This is a genomic window from uncultured Bacteroides sp., from assembly GCF_947632445.1.
Classification (GTDB): Bacteria; Bacteroidota; Bacteroidia; order Bacteroidales; family Bacteroidaceae; genus Bacteroides.
The window spans coordinates 1-21,813 of record NZ_CANRPM010000050.1 but is presented as its reverse complement, the minus strand read 5'-3'; the positions used below and the strand labels follow the sequence as shown (position 1 = coordinate 21,813).

The window sequence follows — 21,813 nt, the reverse complement described above, 5'->3', positions numbered from 1 at the left end:
GCTGCTGTACATCTTTGCCGTCTTTTTTGTCACAAAGATATCTCGCTTTCTCTCTATGCCCTTTTTTGACCACTAACTTTTATTCAGTTTCTGAAGAAAGTCTCCTCCTTCTGGTGTTTTTTTCTTTAGTAGCATCTACTTTAGGTTCTACAGATACTCCTGCCAGTTCAGGGTCAATCATGATACGTCCGCAGTATTCGCAGACGATCACTTTCTTGCGAGAGCGAATATCCAACTGTCTCTGTGGCGGAATTTTATTGAAGCAACCACCACAAGCATCACGCTGTACGTAAACAATACCCAAACCATTGCGGGAATTTTTGCGAATGCGTTTGAATGACTGAAGTAGACGGGGTTCGATTTTTGTTTCCAGATCCTTTGCTTTGTCTCTCAGCTTTTCCTCTTCTTGTTTGGTTTCTGAGATGATTTCATCCAGTTCGTTTTTCTTTACTTCCAGATCCTGTTTTCTTTCTTCCAGTTGGGTTACATTGGCTTCCATCTCTTTTGACTTCGCAGCCTCTTGTTCTGTAAACTCGCGGATACGTTTTTCGCACAACTCGATTTCCAAAGTCTGGAACTCAATTTCTTTGCTCAAAAAGTCATACTCACGGTTATTACGCACATTCTCCTGCTGCTCCTTATACTTTGCTACAGAAGCTTTGGCTGTTTCAATCTCCACCTTCTTGGTTGCGATGGATGTTTTCAGTTCAGTTACTTCCGTCTTAATTCTTTCGATACGAGTGCTCAAACCTGCAATTTCGTCTTCTAAGTCTTGTACTTCCAATGGGAGTTCTCCTCTCAAAGTTTTGATTTCATCAATTTTGGAAAGATTTGTTTGCAACTGGAACAAGGTTTTCAACTTCTGTTCAACAGTCAGTTCCTGCTGATCTTTTTTTGCTTCTTTAGCCATTTCTGTTACATGTATTTTATGGGATTGGTGTTCACCTTGGTCTGCTGCATTTCCAGACTGGGGAACATTTCCCTGATTATTGTATAAAATATCTCTTTTGTATATTGTTCACTTTCATAATGTCCAATCTCGGTCAACAGGATGTCACTCTCATGTCCGAAATATTCATGGTACTTTATTTCACCCGTAATGAACGCGTCTGCTCCTTGTCGGATAGCAAGCGGTATCAGGAAAGCACCTGCACCGCCACATAAAGCAACCTTTTGTATTTCCCTACCCATCGGTTTATTATAGCGTAAACATTCTACTTCAAAAGTCTTCTTCACCTTTTTTAGAAAGTCAAGCTCAGCTTCTGGATGTGATAGTTCGCCTATTACGCCGGCGCCTGCCTGCTGCCAAATATTCTGCAAAGGATAGAAGTCAAATGCCGGCTCTTCATACGGATGTACAGCCAGCAATGCCTGAAGCACTTCTTCTTTTCGATAGGCTGGCAGGATTGTTTCAATGCGTACTTCCGTTTCTGTGTGCAACTTGCCTATCATACCACAGTAAGGGTGCGTTCCTTCCTGCGCACGGAATGTACCTTTTCCCTCCACATTGTAACTGCACGAATCGTAATTCCCAATACAGCCACATCCTGCGGAGAACAAAGCATTCCTTACTTCTGAAGCTTGCGCTACCGGAACAAAGGTGACCAATTTAAGCAACGCATTTTCTTTAGGTTCCAATACACGCAGGTTTTTCAACCCAAGTTTCTCAGCCATCTTGAAACTTACTCCTCCCCAGGCGTTATCTAAATTGGTATGGGCAGCATAAACAACGATGTCGTTTTTGATAGCTTTCAAAATACAACGCTCCACGTAGTCACATCCCGTTATTGATTTATAGTCTTTGAACAGAAGTGGATGATGGGCTATCACTAAGTTGTATCCAAGTGTAATCGCTTCGTCCAACACTGTTTCAGTAACGTCAAGACACAATAATACCCCTGTTGCTTCCGCATCTGTCAATCCTATTTGCAGACCGGCATTATCAAATCTGTCTTGCAATGGCAGAGGAGCGAACCGTTCAAGGGCACTTACGATCTCCTTTATTTTCATAATAAAACAGAAAATTGGAATGCAAAGATAGTAAAAAGTAAGGATGTGATAAATAAAATCCGATATTTTTGGCAAAAAAATGACAGACACAGGCAGAAAAAGCACGTTTTTTTGCAGACGGAAGACCATTTGTCCGATGAAGCCAAATATTTATCGTATCTTTGTCTCACTGATTCATTCATAAATACATTTAACTATGATAGCAAACGAAAGAGACATCCGTCACGAACATGTATTGAGTGTGGCCCGACAAATGATGACAGCCGCACGCACTGCCCCTAAAGGGAAAGGTATCGATGCCATCGAAGTTGTCATGGCAACCGATGAAGATTTGCAGAAGCTCTCTGCTGAGATGCGGCGGATTTCAGAAGAGACCGGTATGAAATTCTTTCTGCGCGATGCCGACAATATATTGCAAGCCGAATGCGTGGTTATAATAGGTACACGTGAAAAACCTCAGGGACTGAACTGTGGACATTGTGGATATGCCACCTGCGCCGCACGTCCTAAAGGTATTCCATGTGCCTTGAATACAATAGATGTAGGCATAGCCATCGGTTCAGCTTGTGCTACAGCTGCCGACATGCGTGTCGATACCCGCGTGATGTTTTCTGCTGGCCTGGCTGTCCAACGCCTGCAATGGTTGCCCGAATGCCGAAGCGTATTGGCCATTCCTGTCAGCGCTTCTTCCAAAAATCCGTTCTTCGATCGCAAACCTAAAGATGCCGATAAATAATGGTAGACATCGCCACACCCATACTTCCTGCTGAATGGACACGTCAAAGTGGTGTACAGCTGACTTGGCCGCATGCAGCCACCGATTGGGCCTATATGCTCGATGAAGTTCAGACGTGTTTTCTCCACATCGCCCGCGAAATAGCTGCCCGCGAACTGCTTCTCATTGTTACTCCTGAACCCGAAGAAGTGAAACGGCAGATTTTCGATACGGTTAATATGGAGAACGTGCGCCTCGTACAGTGCGCAACCAACGACACTTGGGCACGCGACCATGGCGCCATTACCATGCTCGATGCTGGCGGGCCCGTTCTGCTCGACTTCAAGTTCAATGGCTGGGGATTGAAATTTGCTTCAGATAAGGATAATCTTATTACCCGCCGATTGATGGAAGCTGGTGTATTGCATGGCAAATATGTTAATTGCTTAGGCTTTGTCCTCGAAGGAGGTTCCATCGAAAGCGACGGGAAAGGTACTTTGCTCACCACATCGAAATGCCTGCTCTCGTCCAATCGCAACGGGCAGCTGACGCAAACTGAGATAGAAACATACCTTCGCAATACCTTCCATGTGCGACAAGTATTGTGGTTGGAGCACGGTTACCTGGCGGGCGACGATACAGATAGCCATGTCGATACCCTGGTACGCTTATGCCCCAACGACACCGTTGCATACGTGCAATGTACCGACGTTGCCGACGAACATTACGAAGCCCTTCGCCTTATGGAAGAACAACTGAAGATGTTCCGCACGTTGAGAGGCGAACCCTATCGCCTGCTTCCCTTACCTATGCCCGATGCTGTCCTCGAAGATGGCGAACGCCTGCCTGCCACCTATGCCAACTTCCTCATCCTGAACGAAGCCGTGCTCTATCCCACCTACAATCAGCCCGACAACGACCGTCGTGCTGCCGAGGTGCTTAGGCAAGCCTTCCCTGGATATGAAATCGTTGGCATTGACTGCCGCGCCCTTATCTGCCAACATGGATCATTGCACTGTGTCACAATGCAATATCCTGCGGGAATCTTACAATAAAAAAATAACAAAATACAGATTATTTATGAGAAAAATAAAAACAGGCATCATCCAGCAAGCCAATACTGCCGATCTGCGGATAAATTTGATGAACTTGGCCAAGAGCATTGAAACTTGTGCCGATCGTGGTGCGCAGTTGGTTGTATTGCAAGAGCTGCACAACTCGCTTTATTTCTGTCAGACAGAAAATACACAATTTTTCGATTTGGCCGAACCTATCCCAGGTCCTTCTACGGGCTTCTATTCCGAGCTGGCTGCTACCAACCGGATTGTTCTCGTCACTTCGCTCTTCGAGAAACGTGCGCCGGGGCTGTATCACAACACAGCCGTGGTCTTCGACCGCGACGGAAGCATTGCAGGCAAGTACCGCAAGATGCACATTCCCGATGACCCCGCCTATTACGAAAAATTCTATTTTACTCCGGGCGATTTGGGCTTCGAACCAATACAGACTTCGCTCGGCAAACTCGGCGTGCTTGTCTGCTGGGACCAATGGTATCCTGAAGCTGCCCGCCTCATGGCATTGAAGGGAGCCGAACTGCTGATTTACCCCACTGCCATTGGATGGGAAAGCACCGATACAGACGACGAAAAAGCCCGTCAGCTGGATGCTTGGATTATCTCACAGCGTGGACATGCCGTAGCCAACGGACTGCCTGTCATTTCCGTAAACCGCGTTGGCCATGAACCCGATCCTTCGGGACAGACCAATGGCATTCTCTTTTGGGGGAATAGCTTCATAGCAGGCCCGCAGGGCGAACTCATGGCTCAAGCCGGCAACGACCGTTCAGAAAATTTGATTGTTGAAGTCGATATGGAACGTTCGGAAAATGTACGCCGATGGTGGCCTTTTTTTCGAGATCGTCGCATTGATGCTTACGAAAATATTGTAAAGTGTTTCCTTGATTGATGCTCCCTTGCCCATCATTTAGGAAGCATTGTCTCCGTTGGTTTATAGGCAATTTATATCTTGTTTCTTCTCGACCCTTTCTGGCTTTTTATGCGCAGCCGTCCGGCTATAAGTCTATAGCCGGTAAGAGATAAAAAGCAAGCTGGTTCTTTCCTCCATCAGTGCCGTTCAATATCTTGATGAAAAAAAGGAAACGACTAAAAATTGTTTTTTAGCCGTTCCCTTCCATAAATATCAAAAGCCGGTGCGCTTCCGGTAATCTTGCATTATCTGCTCAAATATTCTGTTACGTTCTTTTCGATACGGGCAGCAATGTCTTCAGCGGTTTCGCGAACGAATTTCTCGCCGGTGATGTGTTCGTACAGTTCAATGTAACGTTCAGAGATAGACGTTACGATTTCGTCGGTCATCTCAGGTACTTGCTGACCTTTCTTTCCCTGAAAACCATTGTCCATCAGCCATTCGCGAACAAATTCTTTGGAAAGCTGTTTCTGCGGTTCACCTTTCTCGAAGCGTTCTTCGTAGCCTTCGCTGTAGAAATAGCGGCTGGAGTCGGGCGTATGGATTTCGTCCATTAGGTAGATTTTTCCGTCGTGTTTGCCGAATTCGTATTTCGTATCTACAAGAATGAGGCCGCGCTCGGCTGCAATCTCCGTACCGCGTTTGAAGAGAGCCAGTGTATATTTCTCCAGCAGGGCATATTCTTCGGGACTGGCCAGACCGCGTGCCAGAATTTCTTCCTTGGAGATGTCGGCGTCGTGTTCGCCGATTTCGGCTTTGGTCGTCGGGGTGATGATGGGGGCAGGGAACTTCTGGTTTTCCTTCATGTCTTCGGGCAGACGTACACCGCAGATTTCGCGTACACCGCTCTTGTAGGCACGCCAAGCCGACCCGCAGAGGTAGCCGCGTACAATCATCTCTATCGGGAACCCTTCGCACATTACACCCACGGTCACCATAGGGTCGGGGGTAGATAGTTTCCAGTTAGGGCAAATGTCGGTAGTGGCATTGAGGAATTTGGCTGCAATTTGGTTCAGCATCTGTCCTTTGAAAGGAATACCTTTGGGCAGGACGACGTCGAAGGCCGAGATACGGTCGGTGGCTACCATAACGAGTTTTTCGTCCTTGATGTTATACACGTCGCGTACTTTTCCGTGATAAACACTCTTTTGTCCGGGAAAATGATAGTCAGTTTTAGTTAACGCTTGTTTCATAACTGTTATATATTTTGATTGGTGTTAGTCGGATGGTTTTTCTGTTCTTCTTTCCGGCGTTCGAGTTCTGTTTTCTGTTCCTTTTCAAATTTCTCGTATGCTTCTACAATCTGTGTTACCAGCTTGTGGCGAACGATATCCTTCTTGTTTAGCTCGATGAAGCTAATGCCTTTCACGCCCTTCAGTATCTTCAGGGCTTGTACGAGACCGGAGGTTTGGGAAGAAGGAAGGTCAATTTGTGTCATGTCGCCTGTTACAATCATCTTGGTGTTCATACCCATGCGGGTGAGAAACATTTTGATTTGGGCCGTAGTGGTATTCTGTGCTTCGTCAAGTATGATGACCGCATCGTTCAGCGTGCGTCCGCGCATGAAGGCCAGCGGAGCTATCTGAATGATGTTCAGCTCCATGTATTCCTTCAGTTTGGCAGCGGGTATCATGTCTTGCAGGGCGTCGTAGAGCGGTTGTAGATACGGATCAATCTTGTCTTTCATATCGCCGGGCAGGAAGCCGAGCTTCTCACCTGCTTCCACGGCAGGGCGGCTGAGGATGATTTTCTTGATTTCCTTGTTTTTCAGTGCACGTACAGCCAAGGCGATGGCCGTGTAGGTTTTGCCTGATCCGGCCGGACCGATAGCAAAGACCATGTCATTCTTGTGGAAGGCCTCTACCAACTTTTGCTGGTTCTCGCTTCGGGGAATGATCGGCTTCCCCGTCACACTGAACACGATAACATTGCCGCTCTTCTCTGCCTGCGGAGCATTGCCCTTGATGATGTCGATGATGGCTTCTTCTTTCAGTGAGTTGTATTCGGCACAGTGTTTTTCCAACTTGGTGATGTCTTCCTCGAAGGCACACATTTCTTCTTCATCGCCCAGCACCTTGATGACATTGCCACGTGCCACGATGCGTAGTTTAGGGTAGAGAGCTTTTATCAGCTGCATGTTGGCGTTGTTTACACCGTAAAAGATGACTGGGTCGATATCTTCGAGGACAATCAGTTTTTCTATCATTGATATGGTCTATATGTTCGTTGAAATGCCTTGCAAAGGTAGTGAAACGTTTGGAAAACCGTGTCACTTCGTGCTGTTATTTTTCAAGATGGGTTTGACTACGATGCCGTTTGCATTTTTGTACAACGGATGCATCCAGGTCGTAAGCTTTCTTTTTTCATGTGGAAGAGGAGGCGACTGCCTTCTGCCGGGCATGTACTTGTAGGGTCAGCAGATAGATAATGGGGATGAATAACGGTGTTTTCATTCGAAATAATAAATGCTTCCTCCGTCAGATAAGGCATATTTTCTTAAAAGTTCCTGTATCATTTCAGCAGCCTGTTGCAGGCGGGTCGTGTCGCCGTCGTAGCCATTAATGATGGCCAAAATGTGGCGGGTGTCGCTGTCCATCTTGGTGCGCTCGTTGTCGCTGGTTGGAGTACCGATACCACCCACAGCGTCGCGGAAGACGGGCAAGCCTTCGATGTTGAGCGTGCCGCGACCGATGCCTTCAAACGGCTCTTCGGCATGTCCTATGTCCAGGCAGAGATTAGTGCCCTGTATCTTGTCAGCATCGAAGCCGCCGATACTGTAGCCCGTGCGCAGGGAGACGAGGTTGATGAGGTCCACCAATGTGTCAATCTGATACAGATCCAATCCGCGGAGTAGGCGTCGGCGCAGAGCCTCGGCGGAGGGACGGTAACGGCTGGGGTCTTTGCCGCATCGTTTGTAGGCTTCGCGGGTGGCGGCGATGGAGGGCTGCTGCTTGATGCCTTCGGTGGTGTCGGCGACACGCAGCTCTTCGGTAAAGATGTTTATTTTCTGCCAAAGGCCTTCGTTATAGGATGTGTTGGTCACTTCGGCATAGACGGCTGCTCCGTGGTATTCGGGGCAGTGCGATTTCAGTTTCTCGGATAGAGTGAATGTGTACATAAAATTAGTTTCTTTGTGCATGTTATTTCTGAACGATAGTCCAAATGTCTTTGCATATTAAGTGATCCAAGCGTTTTATTTCTTTTCTAAGTTTGGGGTCTGTTTGCATAATAGGACGGAGATCGCAATAGTAAACTCCATCTAATGGGTTCATAACTAATGTGTAGGCTTTAAAGTGGCCTCGTAAAAAGGTTTGGCTGATGCCATAATGTGGTTCTTTTCCTTTACGTTGTACGTCATTAAGGAATATCGCAAAATGGGGTATATCTACATTCTTTAATTTGTTATAAAACAATTTGTCTGTAAAAACCTTATCTATTCGATCTTTACTAGAAGTCTTGACAGAACCTATTGCTTTTGTTTTTCCTTCTATTGTAAATTTTAGATCATGTTGATAAGTCATTTTAAAACCGTCAAAGGAGATTTTCTCAACACAGCTATCTACCTGAAATTTTAATTCCTTAAAGATTAATAACATCAGACGTTCGAACAGGTCACCATTAATTTTTTTTGCGGTATTATTTTCGGATGCAGGAAGAGCGTCGAGTGCACAGCCTATAGATTGTTGTATTGTATAAATTGTTGCATTTAACAAGAATCTTTCATCTTGGTTGAGATTCTTCAGAACTTCTTTTTCTTTTAATATATATTTGAAAAAGCACAATGCTTTTTCTATGTTTTCAACGGATAAAAAAAGGTTGGAATTGATAGGGCGTGTGATGTTATAAAATCCTTCTTCTTTATATTGGTAGAATTTGTAATTATGTTCATTCTGTGATGTTATTCTTGCTTCATAGTTTTTACTATCAGCAATAAATTCTGAATAGAGTCTACAAAAATCGATATAACTATCTAAAGAATTGAAATTCTCTTTTTCTTTTGCTATTGAACAGATGTTGTTAATTGTTTTCATAAGATTCTTATTTCTTCTCTTCGTTTTGCATTTTCCAAATCTTCAGCTATCCACATTTCAATAGATTTGGGTTTAACTCTTTCTATACGGTTAACTGCCCAATTTAGATATTCTTTATTTATATCACAAGAAAGGAATCTTCTATTCAATTCCTTGCAGCACACCGCTGTAGTTCCAGATCCACAAAATGGATCTAAAATTATATCATTTTCATTGGAAGAGGCCAAAATATATTTTCTTACGAGCTCTTCGGGCTTTTGTGTAGGGTGTGGTGTCTTTTCATTCATTCCATTGCAAGTTGTTGGCAGTTCTATGACGTCACGTGGTTTGGCCCCTTTGGAATTAGGTTGCCATTGCTTTGTGTATTCTTTACCTTTCCCATATTGACTACTTTCTCCTTGCTCCCTTATGGGGTACCTCATGGTGTGCGAGTTATAAGGGATTCTTACATTATCTGTGTTGAAAATAAACTTTTTACTTTTGCGAAAACATAAAATGGCTTCATGACTTCTTCCCCAGTCATTTGACAAATTAGCTTTATTCCTATAAGCCCATATAGTCCATTTACATGAATGAAAATATTTTAAAGCTGTCGCTTGACATAGAGCTATTATTTCAGAAAATCCGCAAATATACATAGTCCCATCTTTTCTGAGTATTCTGGCTGCTTCTTTTATCCATTCTTCTGACCATTGGATATAATCATCCATGTTATTCCATACATCCCAGATTTTACTTTTCCCAATATTATACGGTGGATCCGCAAATATCATATTGATAGATTCGTCTGGGAGTGTTTTTAAAAAAACATTGCAGTCTTGTAGATATAATTGCCCTTCTGGTGAATTATAATATAAACCTGATTTTATATCAGGATATAATTGACCTTTTATTGTTGACTTGTAATCCTTAAAAAGATCTGTGAATATTTTTTTATTCTTTTTTATAGGCATATTAGACGAGTTTGTGCAAATATATAAAGAATAACTGAGATTAAAAAAGCATAGGATAATTATATGTACTTTATGATTTCAGACAGAATCTTTCCGGACTTTATTCCAATTCGACAATGCTTGAGTTAGTTTGCAGATAGTCGGAGTCGATAACGAAGGACGTCGTGTCATGTGTCAGCCAAGGAATGGTGAGTTCTTGCAGACGTTGTGCAACCCGTTTCTGATTGTGGAAGACGTTCTTGACGTCTGTGTAAGGCGTGCAGTTTAGTGAGATGTATGCGCCTGTACTGATGCCGTCGTGGCGAGTGGTGCTGAAAGCAAAAATGTCAAGGCATGCATCGTTTAGCGCATACTCCAACATTCGTTTATCGGAGCTGAAGCGGTTCATTGCTTGTTGTCCTCCCAGTCCTCCTCCTCGTATTCAAAGTCTTCGAGATCTTCCACGTTGTCCTCGGCCACGTATTCGATGCTGAGGTCTTCGTTTTCGCCTTCGTCGGCCAGTTCTTCCTGCAGGTGGCTCATGTCCTTGGGACGGTGGGCGATGCTTTCTATCTTGCCCTCAATCTTGTTGCTTTCTTTGTTCAATTCTTTCCACAGGAGGTCTTTCAGCACGTTGATGCCGAGACCCGAGATGGAGGAAATGAATACATGAGGCACGTCTTTAGGCAAGGCAGGATCTATTTCGTCCATCAGTTCCTGGTCGAGCATGTCACATTTGGTAATGGCTAATACACGCTGCTTGTCCAGTATCTCTGGGTTGAAGTTTTTCAACTCATTCAGCAGAATATTGTACTCCTTGGTGATGTCGTCGCTGTCGGCGGGTACCATGAACAGGAGCAACGAGTTGCGTTCGATGTGGCGCAGGAAGCGCAGACCCAGTCCGCGACCTTCGCTGGCCCCCTCGATAATGCCGGGGATGTCGGCCATGACGAACGACTTGTTTTCGCGGTAGGAGACGATGCCCAAGTTTGGCTCCATTGTGGTGAACGGGTAGTTGGCTATCTTCGGACGGGCCGACGATACGGCCGAGAGCAGGGTCGACTTCCCTGCATTGGGGAAACCTACAAGTCCGACGTCGGCCAGCAGCTTCAGCTCCATGATGACGGTCATTTCCTGCATCGGTTCGCCGGGCTGTGCAAAGCGCGGTGCCTGTCGGGTTGCCGTCTTGAAGTGCCAGTTGCCCAGTCCGCCGCGTCCGCCCTTCAGCAGGATGACTTCCTGTCCGTGCTCGGTGACATCGCAGATGTACTTACCCGTCTCGGCGTTGTAGACTACCGTACCACAGGGCACTTCAATCACCTTGTCCTCGCCGTCCTTGCCGAAACTGCGGTTCTTCGAGCCGCTTTCGCCGTGTCCGGCCATGATGTGGCGGTTGTAGCGCAGGTGAAGCAATGTCCAGTAGTTGCGGTTGCCGCGCAGGATGACGTGTCCGCCTCGTCCGCCGTCACCACCGTCAGGTCCTCCGTTGGGCACGTACTTAGCGCGGCGCATGTGTGTGGAACCCCGTCCGCCTTTGCCCGAACGGCAATATATCTTTACGTAATCTACAAAGTTCGATTCTGCCATAATGTCTGGAATTAAGAATGATAAATGAGGAATGGAGCATTCCGTCGGCAAAGATAAGAATAATTTTCCACACAGTTGATATACAATGCAGGCAGGCTTGTGTGTCTGCAAAGAAAAGCCTATCTTTGTATTCATCCATCAGTCTGATACTTGATGGAGTTGGCAGAAAGAATGGCTCGGCCCGGCGTGCCGGATAATTTTCGGACGTGACGGAATAAACATTTGTATGACTCGATAACAGAAGTATTATGGCATTTTACAAGAAACAGAAAAAAGGAGGAAAATGGTATCAGGAGGAATGATGAAGCTGAGAATGTTTCTTTGCTTATTGTTGGGCTGCTGTCTGTACATGGCGCAGGCCCAAGGGAAGACGGAGCTTTGCATTGTGGGCACCGTTCATAACCCTCGCTCGTACTTTGACAGCGACACTGTTTACCGGATTCTTTGCCGGTTGGAGGCTGATGTGGTACTGATGGAATTGGATTCTGCGTTTTTCGACCGTGACTTCCGTTTTGACCTGGAGCGTTTTCCCGACCTGCTTTCCACGAACGAAAACATCGGGGCGCATCGCTATCAGACGGAGCGGGGAGCCTTGTTGCGTCCGTTCGACGTGTCGGGACGCAATGCGTGGTATCGCGAACATCGCTATTTTGAGAAACAGGACAGCATGTGGCTCGATGTGCTGGCGTGCTATAGGGAAAGCCGACTGGACAAGCGGGCGCAGGAGGATGTGGAGCTAGTGCTTCAGGTGATGGATTACAACGGTATGAAATTCGCTTCGGCAAGGGATATGAATTCCAGCATGACGATGGGCTATCTTTCATTGCGCGAGCAGATTCTTTATTCCAAACTGCTTTCCGTGGTGGAACATACGGAAAGCCTTTCCCATTGGCAGGATTTCGCCAGACTATGGGCTGCGCATTGGTGGAGACGGAACGAGATAATGGCCGCTAACATACGGCGGACAGTCGGGACTTTCGCGGGCAGACGGGTGGTAGTGTTCGTAGGTCTGGAACACAAGCCTGCCTTGATGAGGCTGCTTCAAGGCGCGTCGGATGAATGGGTGTTGAAGGAATATTGGGAGTATTGACGGCGGATACGAATAGGGGATGTGTCACAACTCTTGGCATACCTTGTCTATATATTGCACAAATACATCGGAAAAGACATAAGTATTGGCTTTGGCGGCTGCTTCGTTGTAGCGGCGGACGAAGGCCGGTATGTCGCAGAAACAGTTGATGGCAGTTTGCAGTCCCAATTGGTCACGGATGAGAAACACCATGTAGTCGCCGGTGGTGTGTCCTCCAAAGTGGGCGCAGTCGGCAGCCTCTTCAAATTGCTCGGCTGTAATTTTACCAGCCGCATAGTCGCATGTCAGGTTGTCAAGTTGTTTCAGTACTTTAGGAGTTGCGGCATAGTCGTCGTTGTACATCTTGACAATCTCTGGTCCGTATAGTCCCAGTTTGGTGACAGGCATTTCAGGCTTGCTGATGAGGTCGGCCGTACCTTCCATTTGGTTATATACAAGTGCTGTCAGTGCCGGATCGTTCGAGTCCTTCGGATAGCGCAAGTTCCAGAGCGCATCCATGTAGTGATGGTGCAGTTCGTGGGCGGCTGTGTTGATGAACCCTTCCGTGCCATCTTCATACACTTGGTTGATGTCGAAAAACACGGCTCCGCCCATGGCACGCGACTCTGGGTCAAAAGCCAGATAGAACATTGGTAGGTCGGTTAGGGACAAATCTTTCGCGTCGGCCGGCAGGAACTGTTTCACTCGGCTGTATGCCTGTTCCATGAGTTGTTCAAAATTAGAATGGTGCAAGAAATGTTCCAGCGAATCCATCCGCTGGCGGATTTGATAGAAGTTTACGATAAAGTAATTTTCAAAAGGAGCGTCCGTTGCCATCGGCTGCAGGGCGATGCTATCGGCTATGGCCCGGCAGGCAGGGTCGAAGACTGTCGTGAATGCCTTGCGGATATTCTGTTGCCATTCTTTCCAATCGGTGCGGATACTGAAGAATGACTGATAGCCTTTTGTTGCAAACAAAGCTTCCCAATCGGCTTCGGAGGGCTGCTTCCCCCGTTCGGCTGCCCGTGCCAGTTCGATGAAACGGACAGCCGATTCGATGGAGTATCTTGGAGAGGTCTGTGCCTGGATGTCCCAAACGAAGGATGTTAGAAGGCAGAATGTGATGATACAATGTTTCATGTATAAATGTAAGATATAAGCTCAGTAAAAAAGTTCTATTAGCGCTTACTTCACAGCGTCAATCGCCTTGCAGATGTCGGCTGTGATGGGATCCAGTTCACCCCGTCCGTTGATATGGGTGTAGAGGCCTTCCTGCTTGTACCAGTCGATGAGCGGGGCGGTCTGGCTGTGATAAACGGTAAGACGTTTCTTGATGGTCTCCTCGTTGTCGTCGGCACGGCCTGACTGCTGTCCGCGAAGGATGAGGCGTCTCATCAGTTCATCTTCGGGCACGTCGAGGTCGAGCATCACGCTCACCTGCTGTCCGCGCTCGGCCAGCATCTTCTTCAGTGCCTCGGCCTGTGCGATGGTGCGGGGGAAACCGTCGAAAATGACGCCTTTCGAATCCTCGAAGCTGTCCAGCGTGGAAGCCAGGATGTCGATAATCAGGTCGTCGGGGAGGAGCTGACCTTGGTCGATGTAACCTTTGGCCGTCTTGCCCAGTTCCGTTCCGTTCTTTATTTCGGCACGCAGCACGTCACCTGTGGAGATGTGGTTGATGCCATACTTTGCTACAATTCTCTCGCTTTGTGTGCCCTTTCCTGAACCGGGGGCACCGAAAATTACAATGTTCAGCATATTAATCAAGAATAAAGGATTAAGAATAAAAAAATTAAGAATGAAAAATGAAAGATTGGGAATGGAGAACGGTTGTCAGTCTTCATTCACTACCGTATAAATGTCCTTATAGTTTCGTCCGAAGCCGTCGTAGTCCAGTCCGTATCCCACGATGAAGTCGTTGGGGATGTGCATGGCGGCATACTCGATGTCGAGCTCTACTGTCAGCTTTTCGGGCTTGACGAGCAGGGTGGCGATGTGTATTTCCTTCGGCCCTCGGGTGCCCAGCGTGTCGAGCAGGCGTTGCATGGTGTGGCCTGTGTCCACGATGTCTTCCACAATGACTATGGTGCGCCCTCTCAGGTCTTCGTTGATGCCGATGACTTCCTTGACGGTGCCGGTAGACGACACGCCCTGGTAAGAGGCCAGTTTGACGAACGAGATTTCGCAGGGGATGGTGATGCGTTTCATCAGGTCGGAGGTGAACATGAATGAACCGTTCAGCACGCTCAGGAAGAGAGGGTTTTTGCCTGCCAGGTCGCGGTTGATGGCTTCGGCTACGCGGCTCACTTCTTTCAGGATGTCTTCTTCCTTGATGGAGACGGTGAATTTCTTGTCTTTGATCTGTATGCAATCCATGATGAGAAGGCGTTTTAATAGTCGGCACAAATGTAGTGATTTTATTCCACTCCGTACACGATCTCCGCTAAAATCTTTCTTTCCCGGCTGCTTCTTGCATAATCGGCGCGGAATATCTACTTTTGTGGGAAACTGTAAACAAGGCATTATGAAGATATTCCCGACTTCGGGCATCCGCCAACTGGATGCCTACACCATCGAACACGAGCCCATTGCCTCCATCGACTTAATGGAACGGGCCGCACGAGCGCTGGCCGACGCCATCACAGGGCGATGGCCCGACGCCGATACACCTGTTGTCATATTCGCCGGTCCCGGCAATAACGGAGGAGACGCGCTGGCTGTGGCACGCCTGATGGCCGGAAAGGGCTACCGCCCGGAGGTTTTCCTGTTCAATCCGCAGGGACGTCTCTCTGACGATTGTGCCAAGAACCGCGAGCGACTTCGTGCGACAAAGGGCGTTGTTTTCCACGAAATCATCACCCAGTTTGTCCCGCCCGTGCTGACGACAGACCACGTGGTGGTTGACGGCCTCTTCGGAAGCGGGCTGAACAAACCGTTGAGCGGAGGCTTTGCCGCTGTGGTGAAATACATCAACGCCTCGCCCGCCCGCATTGTCGCAATCGACGTGCCTTCCGGCTTGATGGGCGAAGACAATACCTATAACATGGCGGGGAACATCGTCCGCGCCGACCTGACCCTCAGCCTCCAGCTGCCTAAGCTCGCCTTCCTTTTTGCCGAGAACGAGGCCTACGTGGGTGAGTGGAGCCTGTTGGACATCGGCCTGAGCAAGGAGGGCATAGATGCGACGGACTCCGACTTCGAGCTGGCGGACGACGACGAAGTGACCTCCCTGTTCCGTCCCCGCAAACGCTTCGCCCACAAAGGAAACTTCGGACACGCACTTCTCATCGCCGGCTCGCAGGGAATGGCGGGCGCCTCCATTCTATCCGCCAGGGGCTGTCTGTGTTCGGGCGTCGGACGGTTGACAGTGCACGTGCCGTTCTGCAATAATTTCATGGTGCAGGCGTCTGTGCCGGAGGCCATGACCGAACTGGACTACAGCGAGACCTGTTTCTCCGAGCCGACCGACACGGACGACTATCAGGCTGTAGGTATCGGCCCCGGCTTGGGGAGAACTCCGCAGACGGCGGGAGCTGTGCTGGAGCAGATCCGCACTTGCCGGACGCCGATGGTCATCGACGCCGACGCGCTGAACGCTCTTGGCGACGACCGTTCTGCTTTGAAAAATCTGCCGGAGGGAAGCATCCTGACGCCCCATCCGAAGGAATTGGAGCGGCTGGCAGGAAAATGCCGGAATTCTTACGAGCGACTGATGATGGCGAGAGATTTGGCGCAGAAGGCCGCCGTGCACATCGTCTTGAAGGGAGCTTATACGGCGGTGGTGTCGCCCGACGGTCATTGCTGGTTCAATCGGACGGGAAATCCGGGCATGGCAACGGCGGGTAGCGGCGACGTACTGACCGGCGTACTTCTCGCACTGCTGGCGCAAGGCTACGACGCCGGAACAGCTGCCCGACTGGGCGTCTACATACACGGACTTGCAGGCGACCTTGCCGCCCAACGGTTGGGGAGAACGGGAATGACGGCAGGAGATATAACCGACTGTTTGCCCTTGGCATGGAAGCTGTTGGAAGAAAAGAACAAATGATTTTCGGTTCCGTCGGAGCGTCCGACGTTTTTTCAGAACAGAGGGAGAACCCGTCGGACATTCCGACGGGTTCTCCGAGCATTCGGGCGGTTCGTCGGAATATCCGAAAGTCTCTCCAAACATTTGCGCAGTCCGTCGGAACGTCCGAAACTCTCTCCGAGCGATTGAGCGGTCTGTCGGAATGTCCGAAACTCTCTCCGAGCATTTGCGCGGTTTGTCGGAATGTCCGAAAGTTTCTCCAAACATTTGCGCGGTTCGTCGGAACATCCGAAACTCTCTCCGAACGATTGCGCGGTCTGTCGGAAAGTCCGAAGGTCTCTCCGAATGATTGGACGGTCCGTCGGAATGTCCGACGGCTTACCGAAATAATTGGAAAGTCTTTCGCCGGAGGCGAAGGTCATTTTCGCGCGGTGATGTGAAAGCAGGCTTGCTTGATTTCATATTTCACATAGCAGCGGTCGGCTTGGCGCAGGTCGCGAAGTACCTCGGCAAGCACGAGCTTCAGCGTGTCGGCTCCGACATCTTGCAGCGGACGTCCGTCTTTGTCTTCCACCTTTTGGAAACGCTTCCAGCTGACATCGAAGGTCGTTCCGTAGGCATGGGTGGAGTGTTCGGACGCATTGGCATTGCGTCGCCGCAGGCGCTTCACATCTTTTCCGGTGCGGAGGACGGAAGTGACGATGATACGATTCGGATTCAGTCCTTTGGAGGCAAGCGAATCGAGGAAATTCTGCCCGACGGTATTCAGAAGGGCCGCCGCTTTGGGCACGAGGTAGGGAATGGAGTGGGTGAGTGTGTCGACGGCGTAGTTTTCATTGGATTGGATGCGGGTCAGACGGCCCTTCATGCCTTCGGCTTCCTCGCGCGAGGCGACGGGACGAATACCGATGGCGCGGGCAGCGTCGAGCTGTTTCCGATTCAGGTCGCCGAAAGTTCGGCTGAAATTGGCCACGCCGTGAATGTTCCGAGGCTCGTTCATCTTCATCGACCGGTCTTTCTGTCTGCATCCTGCGAAGGCGGAGATAAGCGCTGCCGCAAGCAGCAAGCGGGGGAGGAGGCGCATGGTGTGTCGGACGGGTTTCGTTTTCATCGCTCGTATTTGTCTGTTTTGTTTCATTGTTTTCGCTAAACTTCGTGCAAAGATAAGAAATAATCCGTATCTTTGTGTCTCAAAACTACATCTGATGCAACGATATTTCATAGATTTGACTTATGACGGCACGTCCTATCACGGCTGGCAGATTCAGCCCAATGGCGTGAGCGTGCAGGCATGTCTCGAAAAGGCATTGTCCACACTGCTGCGTCGCGAGGTCGGTGTGACGGGGGCCGGTCGGACAGATGCGGGCGTGCATGCTTCTCTCATGGTGGCCCATTTCGATGCAGACGGCCCATTGGACGGAGCCTTTTTGACTGATAAGTTAAACCGGCTTCTGCCGCCCGACATCTCGGTCCGTCGTCTGAGAGCAGTCAAGCCCGACGCGCATGCCCGCTTCGACGCGACGTCGCGCACGTACAAATATTTCGTCACGACCGTCAAACGGCCTTTCGACCGCCGCTTCCGATGCCGCCTCTTCCGGCTTCCGGACTTCGGCCGCATGAACGAAGCCGCGCGCACGCTTTTCGACTATACCGACTTCACAAGTTTCAGTAAGCTGCACACCGACGTGAAGACAAACAACTGCCGCGTCATGCTCGCCGAATGGTCGCAGACAGACGACGCGACGTGGGTCTTTACCATCCGGGCCGACCGCTTTCTGCGCAACATGGTGCGGGCTGTGGTGGGCACGTTGCTCGAAGTGGGGTACGGAAAGATGGATGTCGACGGCTTCCGCCGCGTTATCGAGGAGAAAAATCGCGGCCGCGCAGGCACGTCGATGCCGGCCAATGCACTCTTTCTGGTGGATATTACTTATCCCGATGAGTTGTTCCTGTAGTTCTTTCATGCGATTTCATATTTTGTAAGCTCCATGTGGTTACTCCTTGCATTTCTGTCGGCCGCGCTGTTAGGATTTTACGACGCTTTCAAGAAAGAGTCTTTGCGCGATAATGCCGTGCTGCCGGTTCTTTTCCTGAACACATTGTTCTCAAGTCTCGTGTTCCTTCCCTTTATCATTTTGTCCTTCCGCGCACCCGACTTGCTGCATGGAACCGTATTCGACATGCCCGTGGCAGGTTGGGAGGCGCATAAATATATCCTGCTGAAGTCGTTCATTGTCTTGTCGTCGTGGGTCTTCGGCTACTTCGGCATGAAGCATCTTCCGCTGACGATTGTCGGCCCGATCAATGCTACGAGGCCCGTCATGGTGCTGATTGGGGCGCTTCTGGTTTTTGGCGAGCGGCTGAACCTCTATCAGTGGCTCGGCGTATTGCTTGCCGTGCTCTCGTTCTTTATGCTGAGCCGTTCGGGAAAGAAGGAGGGCATCGACTTCCGGCGCGACAGATGGATTTTGTTCATCGTCCTTGCAGCGGTGACAGGCGCAGTAAGCGGACTGTACGACAAGTATCTGATGACTCGGCTTTCTCCTATGCTCGTGCAGTCGTGGTATAATGTCTACCAGGTTTTCATTATGTGCCCCGTCATTTTGCTTCTGTGGTATCCCCTTCGCAAGACGAGCACGCCCTTCCGCTGGGAGTGGACTATAGTGGGCATCTCTCTGTTTCTTAGCGCGGCCGATTTCTCCTATTTCTACGCTCTCAGTTTCGAAGGTTCCATGATCTCCATCGTTTCGATGGTGCGACGGGGCAGCGTGGTTGTTTCCTTCCTCTTCGGCGCTCTCTTCTTCCACGAAAAGAACCTGAAAAGCAAGGCGGTCGATCTCATTTTGGTGCTCGTCGGAATGTTCTTCCTCTACTTGGGAAGCCGCTGACGGGCGATATAAGTAGATTTTAACGCGGGGCAGTCTTGTATCTTTCGGCGTTAATTCCCATCTTTGCATCTGCAATCAAAATTCGATGAATGATATGGCAGAAGATTTATATGTCAGTGGCGGAACGAAGGCGGAGCGCTACGTAGCTCTATTCCCTCAAGTGGAAAGCCTTCTGCACAGCGAAACCGACGAAGTGGCTAATCTGGCCAACGTGGCGGCAGCTTTGAAGGAAACGTTCGGTTTCTTTTGGGTGGGTTTCTATCGCGTGTCGGGCGACGAACTTGTGCTGGGGCCTTTTCAGGGACCTGTAGCCTGCACGCGCATTCACAAAGGACGCGGTGTCTGTGGTACGGCGTGGCAGGAAGCTCGCACGCTGGTGGTGCCCGATGTCGACGCCTTCCCCGGACATATCGCCTGTAGCTCCCTCTCTCGTTCGGAGATCGTTGTCCCTTTGACCGACGATGCGGGCAAAGTGTGGGGCGTGCTCGACGTAGATAGCAATGAACTCAATGCGTTCGACGAGGTAGATGCCCGTTTCCTGGAGGACATGGGACGCCTGCTCCGTCGCAGTACAGACAAAAAAGAATAAAAGAATGAAGAAACTGTCTACCTTTATCTCTGTAGCCCTTCTGGGCATGGCTCCCTTGTTCGGCCAGACAGCCAAAGATTGCTTCAAGGCAATGCCCGACAGCCTGACACCTCTGCTGACAGCTATCAACAAAGCCGATTGCATCGACTTCCTCGAAAGCCGGATGAAAGCGGAAGTAACCAATCGCTTGGGACAGAAGTCCGAAATGACCGAGCTTGCTCACGACTATATCCGCATGCAGATGACGAGCCGCAGCTTTTGGCAGATGAAGATGTTGGATGTGAACGACTCGACGCGGATTGTGTGCACGGTCTCTACTGTCAACGGCCCGGTGCCCGACAGCGATGTCCGCTTTTATACTACGGACTGGCAGGAACTTTCCGCATCTTCTTTCCTCCAGATGCCTGTGTCGGATGACTTTCTTTCTGTCCCCGACTCCTTGGACGACAACGGCGTGCGGCAGGCTATGAGCCAAGCCGATATGACATTGATTATGGCCGATCTTTCTTCCCAAAGCGATACGCTTACGTTCTCCTTCACGACTCCCCGCTATATGGACAGCGAGGCGAATGAAGTATTGAAACCTTTCATTCGCCCCGTGCTGAAATATGTGTGGAAGGAAGGTCGTTTCGTACCCGTCACTTCCCTTTGATGTGGTCAAATCCTTTGCCGTACACGCCGATGACAGCACTTTGCGATACGAATGCGTTCGGGTCAATCTCCTTGATCAGATGGAAGATGATGCCCGACTCGCGCTTCTTAGCCAGGATGAACAACATCTTGATTTCCTTTCCTGTATAGAATCCTGAAGCGTTGATTATCGTCACGCCGCGGTGGGGATAGAGGTTGATGCGCTTGCCTATTTCTTCGTATTTGTCGCTGATGATGATGAATTGTACCGATTGGCGGAAGCTGTTCACTACCTGGTCGAGAACGAAACTGCAAATGTAGAGTGTTACGTATCCATATACAACTTTTTCCCAATCTTTCAGTACGAAATAGCTTGATGTGATGATGATTAGGTCGCAAATCAGTATCACTTTTCCCAGGGTGATTTCTCTGTATTTATGGATGATAGCCGCGATAATATCCGTGCCGCCTGTGCTTCCGTTCGACGAGAAAGTTATTCCGATACCGATTCCACAGAAAGAAGCGCCAATGACGCAGGCCATGAACGGCTGGTCATGAAGCAGTGTGAGACCTTGTGTCATCCGTTGAATCAGTGGCAGAAAGAAGGTCAACGTAAATACGGCAAAGACGGTTTTTATGCTGAATTTCCATCCTAAAATACGGATGGCCAATAGCAGTAAGGTAAAGTTAATGGGAAAGTAGATATATTGTACAGGAAGTCCGGTTGCGAAATAGACAATTGAGGCAATACCAGGTACACCACCGGTTGTAATGTCATTGGGCAGCAAGAAAACGGTCCATCCGATGCCGTATAAAATCATTCCTACAGTTATCATAATGTAGTCTTTGGCTTCGTGGATAGCCACTTGTTTGGATGGAAACTTGATTTTTGCGTTCATCTTCTTTTTCAAATTTAGTATAAGGTTTTAAGAAACGGGCGCAAAATTAAGTCTTCTTTTGTTTAGAAACAAAAAAAGACTGCATTTTTCATCCGGTTGTTATGGGAAGCGCAATCTATTGACATCTTGACTTTTTTAATTCTATCAGAAGGGTTTATTCCCCGATTAGATAAAAAGCCCCGTTTTCTCCTTTTGAAATCGTCGCTTCCTCCTTCATAGGCCGTTGTTTTCCCTTTTTCATCTGCCCGCCGGCAAGTAGTTGTATTGTACCTTTCTCGCGCGCGTGTAATATAAATAAGGTGCACTTTTGCATTCTTTCATCTTTCCTGTTCCGTTCGTGTTGTGTTTAGATGAATTATTTTAGTGCATTTAGAAAAAAAGTTCTCTAAAAATTTGGATGATATGTTTCAGAGTTTCTACCTTTGCACCCGCTTTCCGTTAAGACGGAGG

The 21,813-nt window shown here is 48.8% G+C and carries 23 protein-coding genes; 9 read left to right on the top strand and 14 right to left on the bottom strand.

What is annotated here, in order from left to right:
- Positions 1-79: 79 nt before the first annotated feature.
- Together Q0Z70_RS10110 and Q0Z70_RS10105 are read right to left on the bottom strand one after the other, a co-directional pair.
- Positions 80-910: a C4-type zinc ribbon domain-containing protein gene (locus tag Q0Z70_RS10110; RefSeq protein WP_298074176.1), complete on the bottom strand. Its 831-nt coding sequence runs from the start codon at positions 908-910 to the stop codon at positions 80-82.
- A gap of 5 nt (positions 911-915) precedes the next feature.
- A complete protein-coding gene (locus Q0Z70_RS10105; protein WP_298074174.1) occupies positions 916-2,010 on the bottom strand; it encodes a Nif3-like dinuclear metal center hexameric protein in 1,095 nt (364 codons plus the stop codon).
- A gap of 196 nt (positions 2,011-2,206) precedes the next feature.
- Between Q0Z70_RS10105 and Q0Z70_RS10100 the strand changes: the two genes are divergently transcribed.
- From Q0Z70_RS10100 to Q0Z70_RS10090, 3 genes are read left to right on the top strand one after another with little or no spacing between them, the layout of a single operon-like run.
- Positions 2,207-2,746 carry a DUF2148 domain-containing protein gene (locus tag Q0Z70_RS10100; RefSeq protein ID WP_298074171.1) on the top strand — a complete coding sequence of 180 codons (540 nt, stop codon included), beginning with the start codon at positions 2,207-2,209 and terminating at the stop codon, positions 2,744-2,746.
- Positions 2,746-3,780, top strand: coding sequence for an agmatine deiminase family protein (locus tag Q0Z70_RS10095; RefSeq protein ID WP_298074170.1), 1,035 nt, complete (start codon positions 2,746-2,748; stop codon positions 3,778-3,780). The genes Q0Z70_RS10100 and Q0Z70_RS10095 overlap by 1 nt, the downstream gene beginning before the upstream one ends.
- A gap of 25 nt (positions 3,781-3,805) precedes the next feature.
- Entirely contained in the window at positions 3,806-4,690 is an 885-nt protein-coding gene (locus tag Q0Z70_RS10090) for a carbon-nitrogen hydrolase (protein ID WP_298074168.1), read from the top strand.
- A gap of 266 nt (positions 4,691-4,956) precedes the next feature.
- Here the strand turns inward: Q0Z70_RS10090 and Q0Z70_RS10085 are convergent, their stop codons facing one another.
- The 7 genes from Q0Z70_RS10085 to obgE form a co-directional block, all read right to left on the bottom strand.
- The gene (locus tag Q0Z70_RS10085) at positions 4,957-5,904 is read right to left on the bottom strand and encodes a phosphoribosylaminoimidazolesuccinocarboxamide synthase (protein WP_298074167.1); all 948 of its coding nucleotides are present in this window, start codon (positions 5,902-5,904) and stop codon (positions 4,957-4,959) included.
- A gap of 5 nt (positions 5,905-5,909) precedes the next feature.
- Entirely contained in the window at positions 5,910-6,917 is a 1,008-nt protein-coding gene (locus Q0Z70_RS10080) for a PhoH family protein (protein WP_298074165.1), read from the bottom strand.
- Between the two features lie 243 nt (positions 6,918-7,160).
- Positions 7,161-7,829: a phenylalanine--tRNA ligase beta subunit-related protein gene (locus Q0Z70_RS10075; protein ID WP_298074178.1), complete on the bottom strand. Its 669-nt coding sequence runs from the start codon at positions 7,827-7,829 to the stop codon at positions 7,161-7,163.
- A gap of 22 nt (positions 7,830-7,851) precedes the next feature.
- Positions 7,852-8,742, bottom strand: a complete 891-nt coding sequence (locus tag Q0Z70_RS10070; RefSeq protein ID WP_298074163.1) for a hypothetical protein — start codon at positions 8,740-8,742, stop codon at positions 7,852-7,854.
- Positions 8,739-9,695, bottom strand: a complete 957-nt coding sequence (locus Q0Z70_RS10065) for a site-specific DNA-methyltransferase (RefSeq protein ID WP_298074161.1) — start codon at positions 9,693-9,695, stop codon at positions 8,739-8,741. Before Q0Z70_RS10065 ends, Q0Z70_RS10070 begins: the two co-directional genes overlap by 4 nt.
- Positions 9,696-9,795: 100 nt before the next feature.
- Positions 9,796-10,083, bottom strand: coding sequence for a laccase domain-containing protein (locus Q0Z70_RS10060; RefSeq protein ID WP_298074159.1), 288 nt, complete (start codon positions 10,081-10,083; stop codon positions 9,796-9,798).
- Positions 10,080-11,261: a GTPase ObgE gene (gene obgE, locus Q0Z70_RS10055; protein ID WP_298074158.1), complete on the bottom strand. Its 1,182-nt coding sequence runs from the start codon at positions 11,259-11,261 to the stop codon at positions 10,080-10,082. Before obgE ends, Q0Z70_RS10060 begins: the two co-directional genes overlap by 4 nt.
- A 283-nt stretch (positions 11,262-11,544) precedes the next feature.
- Here obgE and Q0Z70_RS10050 point away from each other — a divergent pair, with 283 nt between their 5' ends.
- On the top strand, positions 11,545-12,351 hold the full coding sequence (locus tag Q0Z70_RS10050; protein WP_298074154.1) for a hypothetical protein: 807 nt from the start codon (positions 11,545-11,547) through the stop codon (positions 12,349-12,351).
- Between the two features lie 24 nt (positions 12,352-12,375).
- On the opposite strand, the gene Q0Z70_RS10045 is transcribed toward Q0Z70_RS10050, so the two are convergent.
- The 3 genes from Q0Z70_RS10045 to hpt all read right to left on the bottom strand — a co-directional run bounded on the left by Q0Z70_RS10045 (position 12,376) and on the right by hpt (position 14,706).
- Complete coding sequence (locus Q0Z70_RS10045; RefSeq protein ID WP_298074152.1) at positions 12,376-13,470, bottom strand: DUF5700 domain-containing putative Zn-dependent protease; 1,095 nt, start codon at positions 13,468-13,470, stop codon at positions 12,376-12,378.
- Positions 13,471-13,515: 45 nt separating this feature from the next.
- Positions 13,516-14,088, bottom strand: a complete 573-nt coding sequence (locus Q0Z70_RS10040; protein WP_298074151.1) for an adenylate kinase — start codon at positions 14,086-14,088, stop codon at positions 13,516-13,518.
- A 75-nt stretch (positions 14,089-14,163) separates the two neighbouring features.
- A complete protein-coding gene (gene hpt / locus Q0Z70_RS10035) occupies positions 14,164-14,706 on the bottom strand; it encodes a hypoxanthine phosphoribosyltransferase (protein WP_298074149.1) in 543 nt (180 codons plus the stop codon).
- Between the two features lie 148 nt (positions 14,707-14,854).
- Here hpt and Q0Z70_RS10030 point away from each other — a divergent pair, with 148 nt between their 5' ends.
- A complete protein-coding gene (locus Q0Z70_RS10030) occupies positions 14,855-16,378 on the top strand; it encodes an NAD(P)H-hydrate dehydratase (protein WP_298074147.1) in 1,524 nt (507 codons plus the stop codon).
- A 397-nt stretch (positions 16,379-16,775) separates the two neighbouring features.
- Here Q0Z70_RS10030 and Q0Z70_RS10025 read toward each other — a convergent pair whose 3' ends face one another.
- A complete protein-coding gene (locus tag Q0Z70_RS10025; protein ID WP_298074145.1) occupies positions 16,776-17,468 on the bottom strand; it encodes a DUF5715 family protein in 693 nt (230 codons plus the stop codon).
- A 94-nt stretch (positions 17,469-17,562) separates the two neighbouring features.
- On the opposite strand from Q0Z70_RS10025, the gene truA reads away from it, so the two are divergent.
- The 4 genes from truA to Q0Z70_RS10005 all read left to right on the top strand — a co-directional run bounded on the left by truA (position 17,563) and on the right by Q0Z70_RS10005 (position 20,486).
- Positions 17,563-18,312 (top strand): tRNA pseudouridine(38-40) synthase TruA, encoded by a 750-nt coding sequence (gene truA / locus Q0Z70_RS10020; RefSeq protein ID WP_298074143.1) that lies wholly within the window; start codon positions 17,563-17,565, stop codon positions 18,310-18,312.
- 33 nt (positions 18,313-18,345) lie between these two features.
- On the top strand, positions 18,346-19,245 hold the full coding sequence (locus tag Q0Z70_RS10015) for a DMT family transporter (RefSeq protein ID WP_298074142.1): 900 nt from the start codon (positions 18,346-18,348) through the stop codon (positions 19,243-19,245).
- A gap of 94 nt (positions 19,246-19,339) precedes the next feature.
- A complete protein-coding gene (locus tag Q0Z70_RS10010) occupies positions 19,340-19,834 on the top strand; it encodes a GAF domain-containing protein (RefSeq protein ID WP_298074140.1) in 495 nt (164 codons plus the stop codon).
- A gap of 4 nt (positions 19,835-19,838) precedes the next feature.
- Positions 19,839-20,486 carry a DUF3256 family protein gene (locus Q0Z70_RS10005; protein WP_298074138.1) on the top strand — a complete coding sequence of 216 codons (648 nt, stop codon included), beginning with the start codon at positions 19,839-19,841 and terminating at the stop codon, positions 20,484-20,486.
- On the opposite strand, the gene Q0Z70_RS10000 is transcribed toward Q0Z70_RS10005, so the two are convergent.
- Positions 20,473-21,363, bottom strand: coding sequence for a YitT family protein (locus Q0Z70_RS10000; RefSeq protein WP_298074136.1), 891 nt, complete (start codon positions 21,361-21,363; stop codon positions 20,473-20,475). The two genes, Q0Z70_RS10005 and Q0Z70_RS10000, sit on opposite strands and share 14 nt — an antisense overlap.
- Between the last annotated feature and the right edge of the window lie 450 nt (positions 21,364-21,813).

Coding starts and splice junctions, on each gene's coding strand:
- Q0Z70_RS10080 (WP_298074165.1), bottom strand. CDS start 6,917: ATGATAGAAAAACTGATTGTCCTCGAAGATATCGACCCAGTCATCTTT.
- Q0Z70_RS10090 (WP_298074168.1), top strand. CDS start 3,806: ATGAGAAAAATAAAAACAGGCATCATCCAGCAAGCCAATACTGCCGAT.
- Q0Z70_RS10075 (WP_298074178.1), bottom strand. CDS start 7,829: ATGTACACATTCACTCTATCCGAGAAACTGAAATCGCACTGCCCCGAA.
- Q0Z70_RS10000 (WP_298074136.1), bottom strand. CDS start 21,363: ATGAACGCAAAAATCAAGTTTCCATCCAAACAAGTGGCTATCCACGAA.
- Q0Z70_RS10010 (WP_298074140.1), top strand. CDS start 19,340: ATGGCAGAAGATTTATATGTCAGTGGCGGAACGAAGGCGGAGCGCTAC.
- Q0Z70_RS10045 (WP_298074152.1), bottom strand. CDS start 13,470: ATGAAACATTGTATCATCACATTCTGCCTTCTAACATCCTTCGTTTGG.
- Q0Z70_RS10065 (WP_298074161.1), bottom strand. CDS start 9,695: ATGCCTATAAAAAAGAATAAAAAAATATTCACAGATCTTTTTAAGGAT.
- Q0Z70_RS10110 (WP_298074176.1), bottom strand. CDS start 910: ATGGCTAAAGAAGCAAAAAAAGATCAGCAGGAACTGACTGTTGAACAG.
- Q0Z70_RS10015 (WP_298074142.1), top strand. CDS start 18,346: ATGTGGTTACTCCTTGCATTTCTGTCGGCCGCGCTGTTAGGATTTTAC.
- truA (WP_298074143.1), top strand. CDS start 17,563: ATGCAACGATATTTCATAGATTTGACTTATGACGGCACGTCCTATCAC.
- Q0Z70_RS10085 (WP_298074167.1), bottom strand. CDS start 5,904: ATGAAACAAGCGTTAACTAAAACTGACTATCATTTTCCCGGACAAAAG.
- Q0Z70_RS10100 (WP_298074171.1), top strand. CDS start 2,207: ATGATAGCAAACGAAAGAGACATCCGTCACGAACATGTATTGAGTGTG.
- Q0Z70_RS10060 (WP_298074159.1), bottom strand. CDS start 10,083: ATGAACCGCTTCAGCTCCGATAAACGAATGTTGGAGTATGCGCTAAAC.
- Q0Z70_RS10005 (WP_298074138.1), top strand. CDS start 19,839: ATGAAGAAACTGTCTACCTTTATCTCTGTAGCCCTTCTGGGCATGGCT.
- Q0Z70_RS10030 (WP_298074147.1), top strand. CDS start 14,855: ATGAAGATATTCCCGACTTCGGGCATCCGCCAACTGGATGCCTACACC.
- Q0Z70_RS10095 (WP_298074170.1), top strand. CDS start 2,746: ATGGTAGACATCGCCACACCCATACTTCCTGCTGAATGGACACGTCAA.
- obgE (WP_298074158.1), bottom strand. CDS start 11,261: ATGGCAGAATCGAACTTTGTAGATTACGTAAAGATATATTGCCGTTCG.
- hpt (WP_298074149.1), bottom strand. CDS start 14,706: ATGGATTGCATACAGATCAAAGACAAGAAATTCACCGTCTCCATCAAG.
- Q0Z70_RS10050 (WP_298074154.1), top strand. CDS start 11,545: ATGGTATCAGGAGGAATGATGAAGCTGAGAATGTTTCTTTGCTTATTG.
- Q0Z70_RS10070 (WP_298074163.1), bottom strand. CDS start 8,742: ATGAAAACAATTAACAACATCTGTTCAATAGCAAAAGAAAAAGAGAAT.
- Q0Z70_RS10105 (WP_298074174.1), bottom strand. CDS start 2,010: ATGAAAATAAAGGAGATCGTAAGTGCCCTTGAACGGTTCGCTCCTCTG.
- Q0Z70_RS10040 (WP_298074151.1), bottom strand. CDS start 14,088: ATGCTGAACATTGTAATTTTCGGTGCCCCCGGTTCAGGAAAGGGCACA.
- Q0Z70_RS10025 (WP_298074145.1), bottom strand. CDS start 17,468: ATGAAAACGAAACCCGTCCGACACACCATGCGCCTCCTCCCCCGCTTG.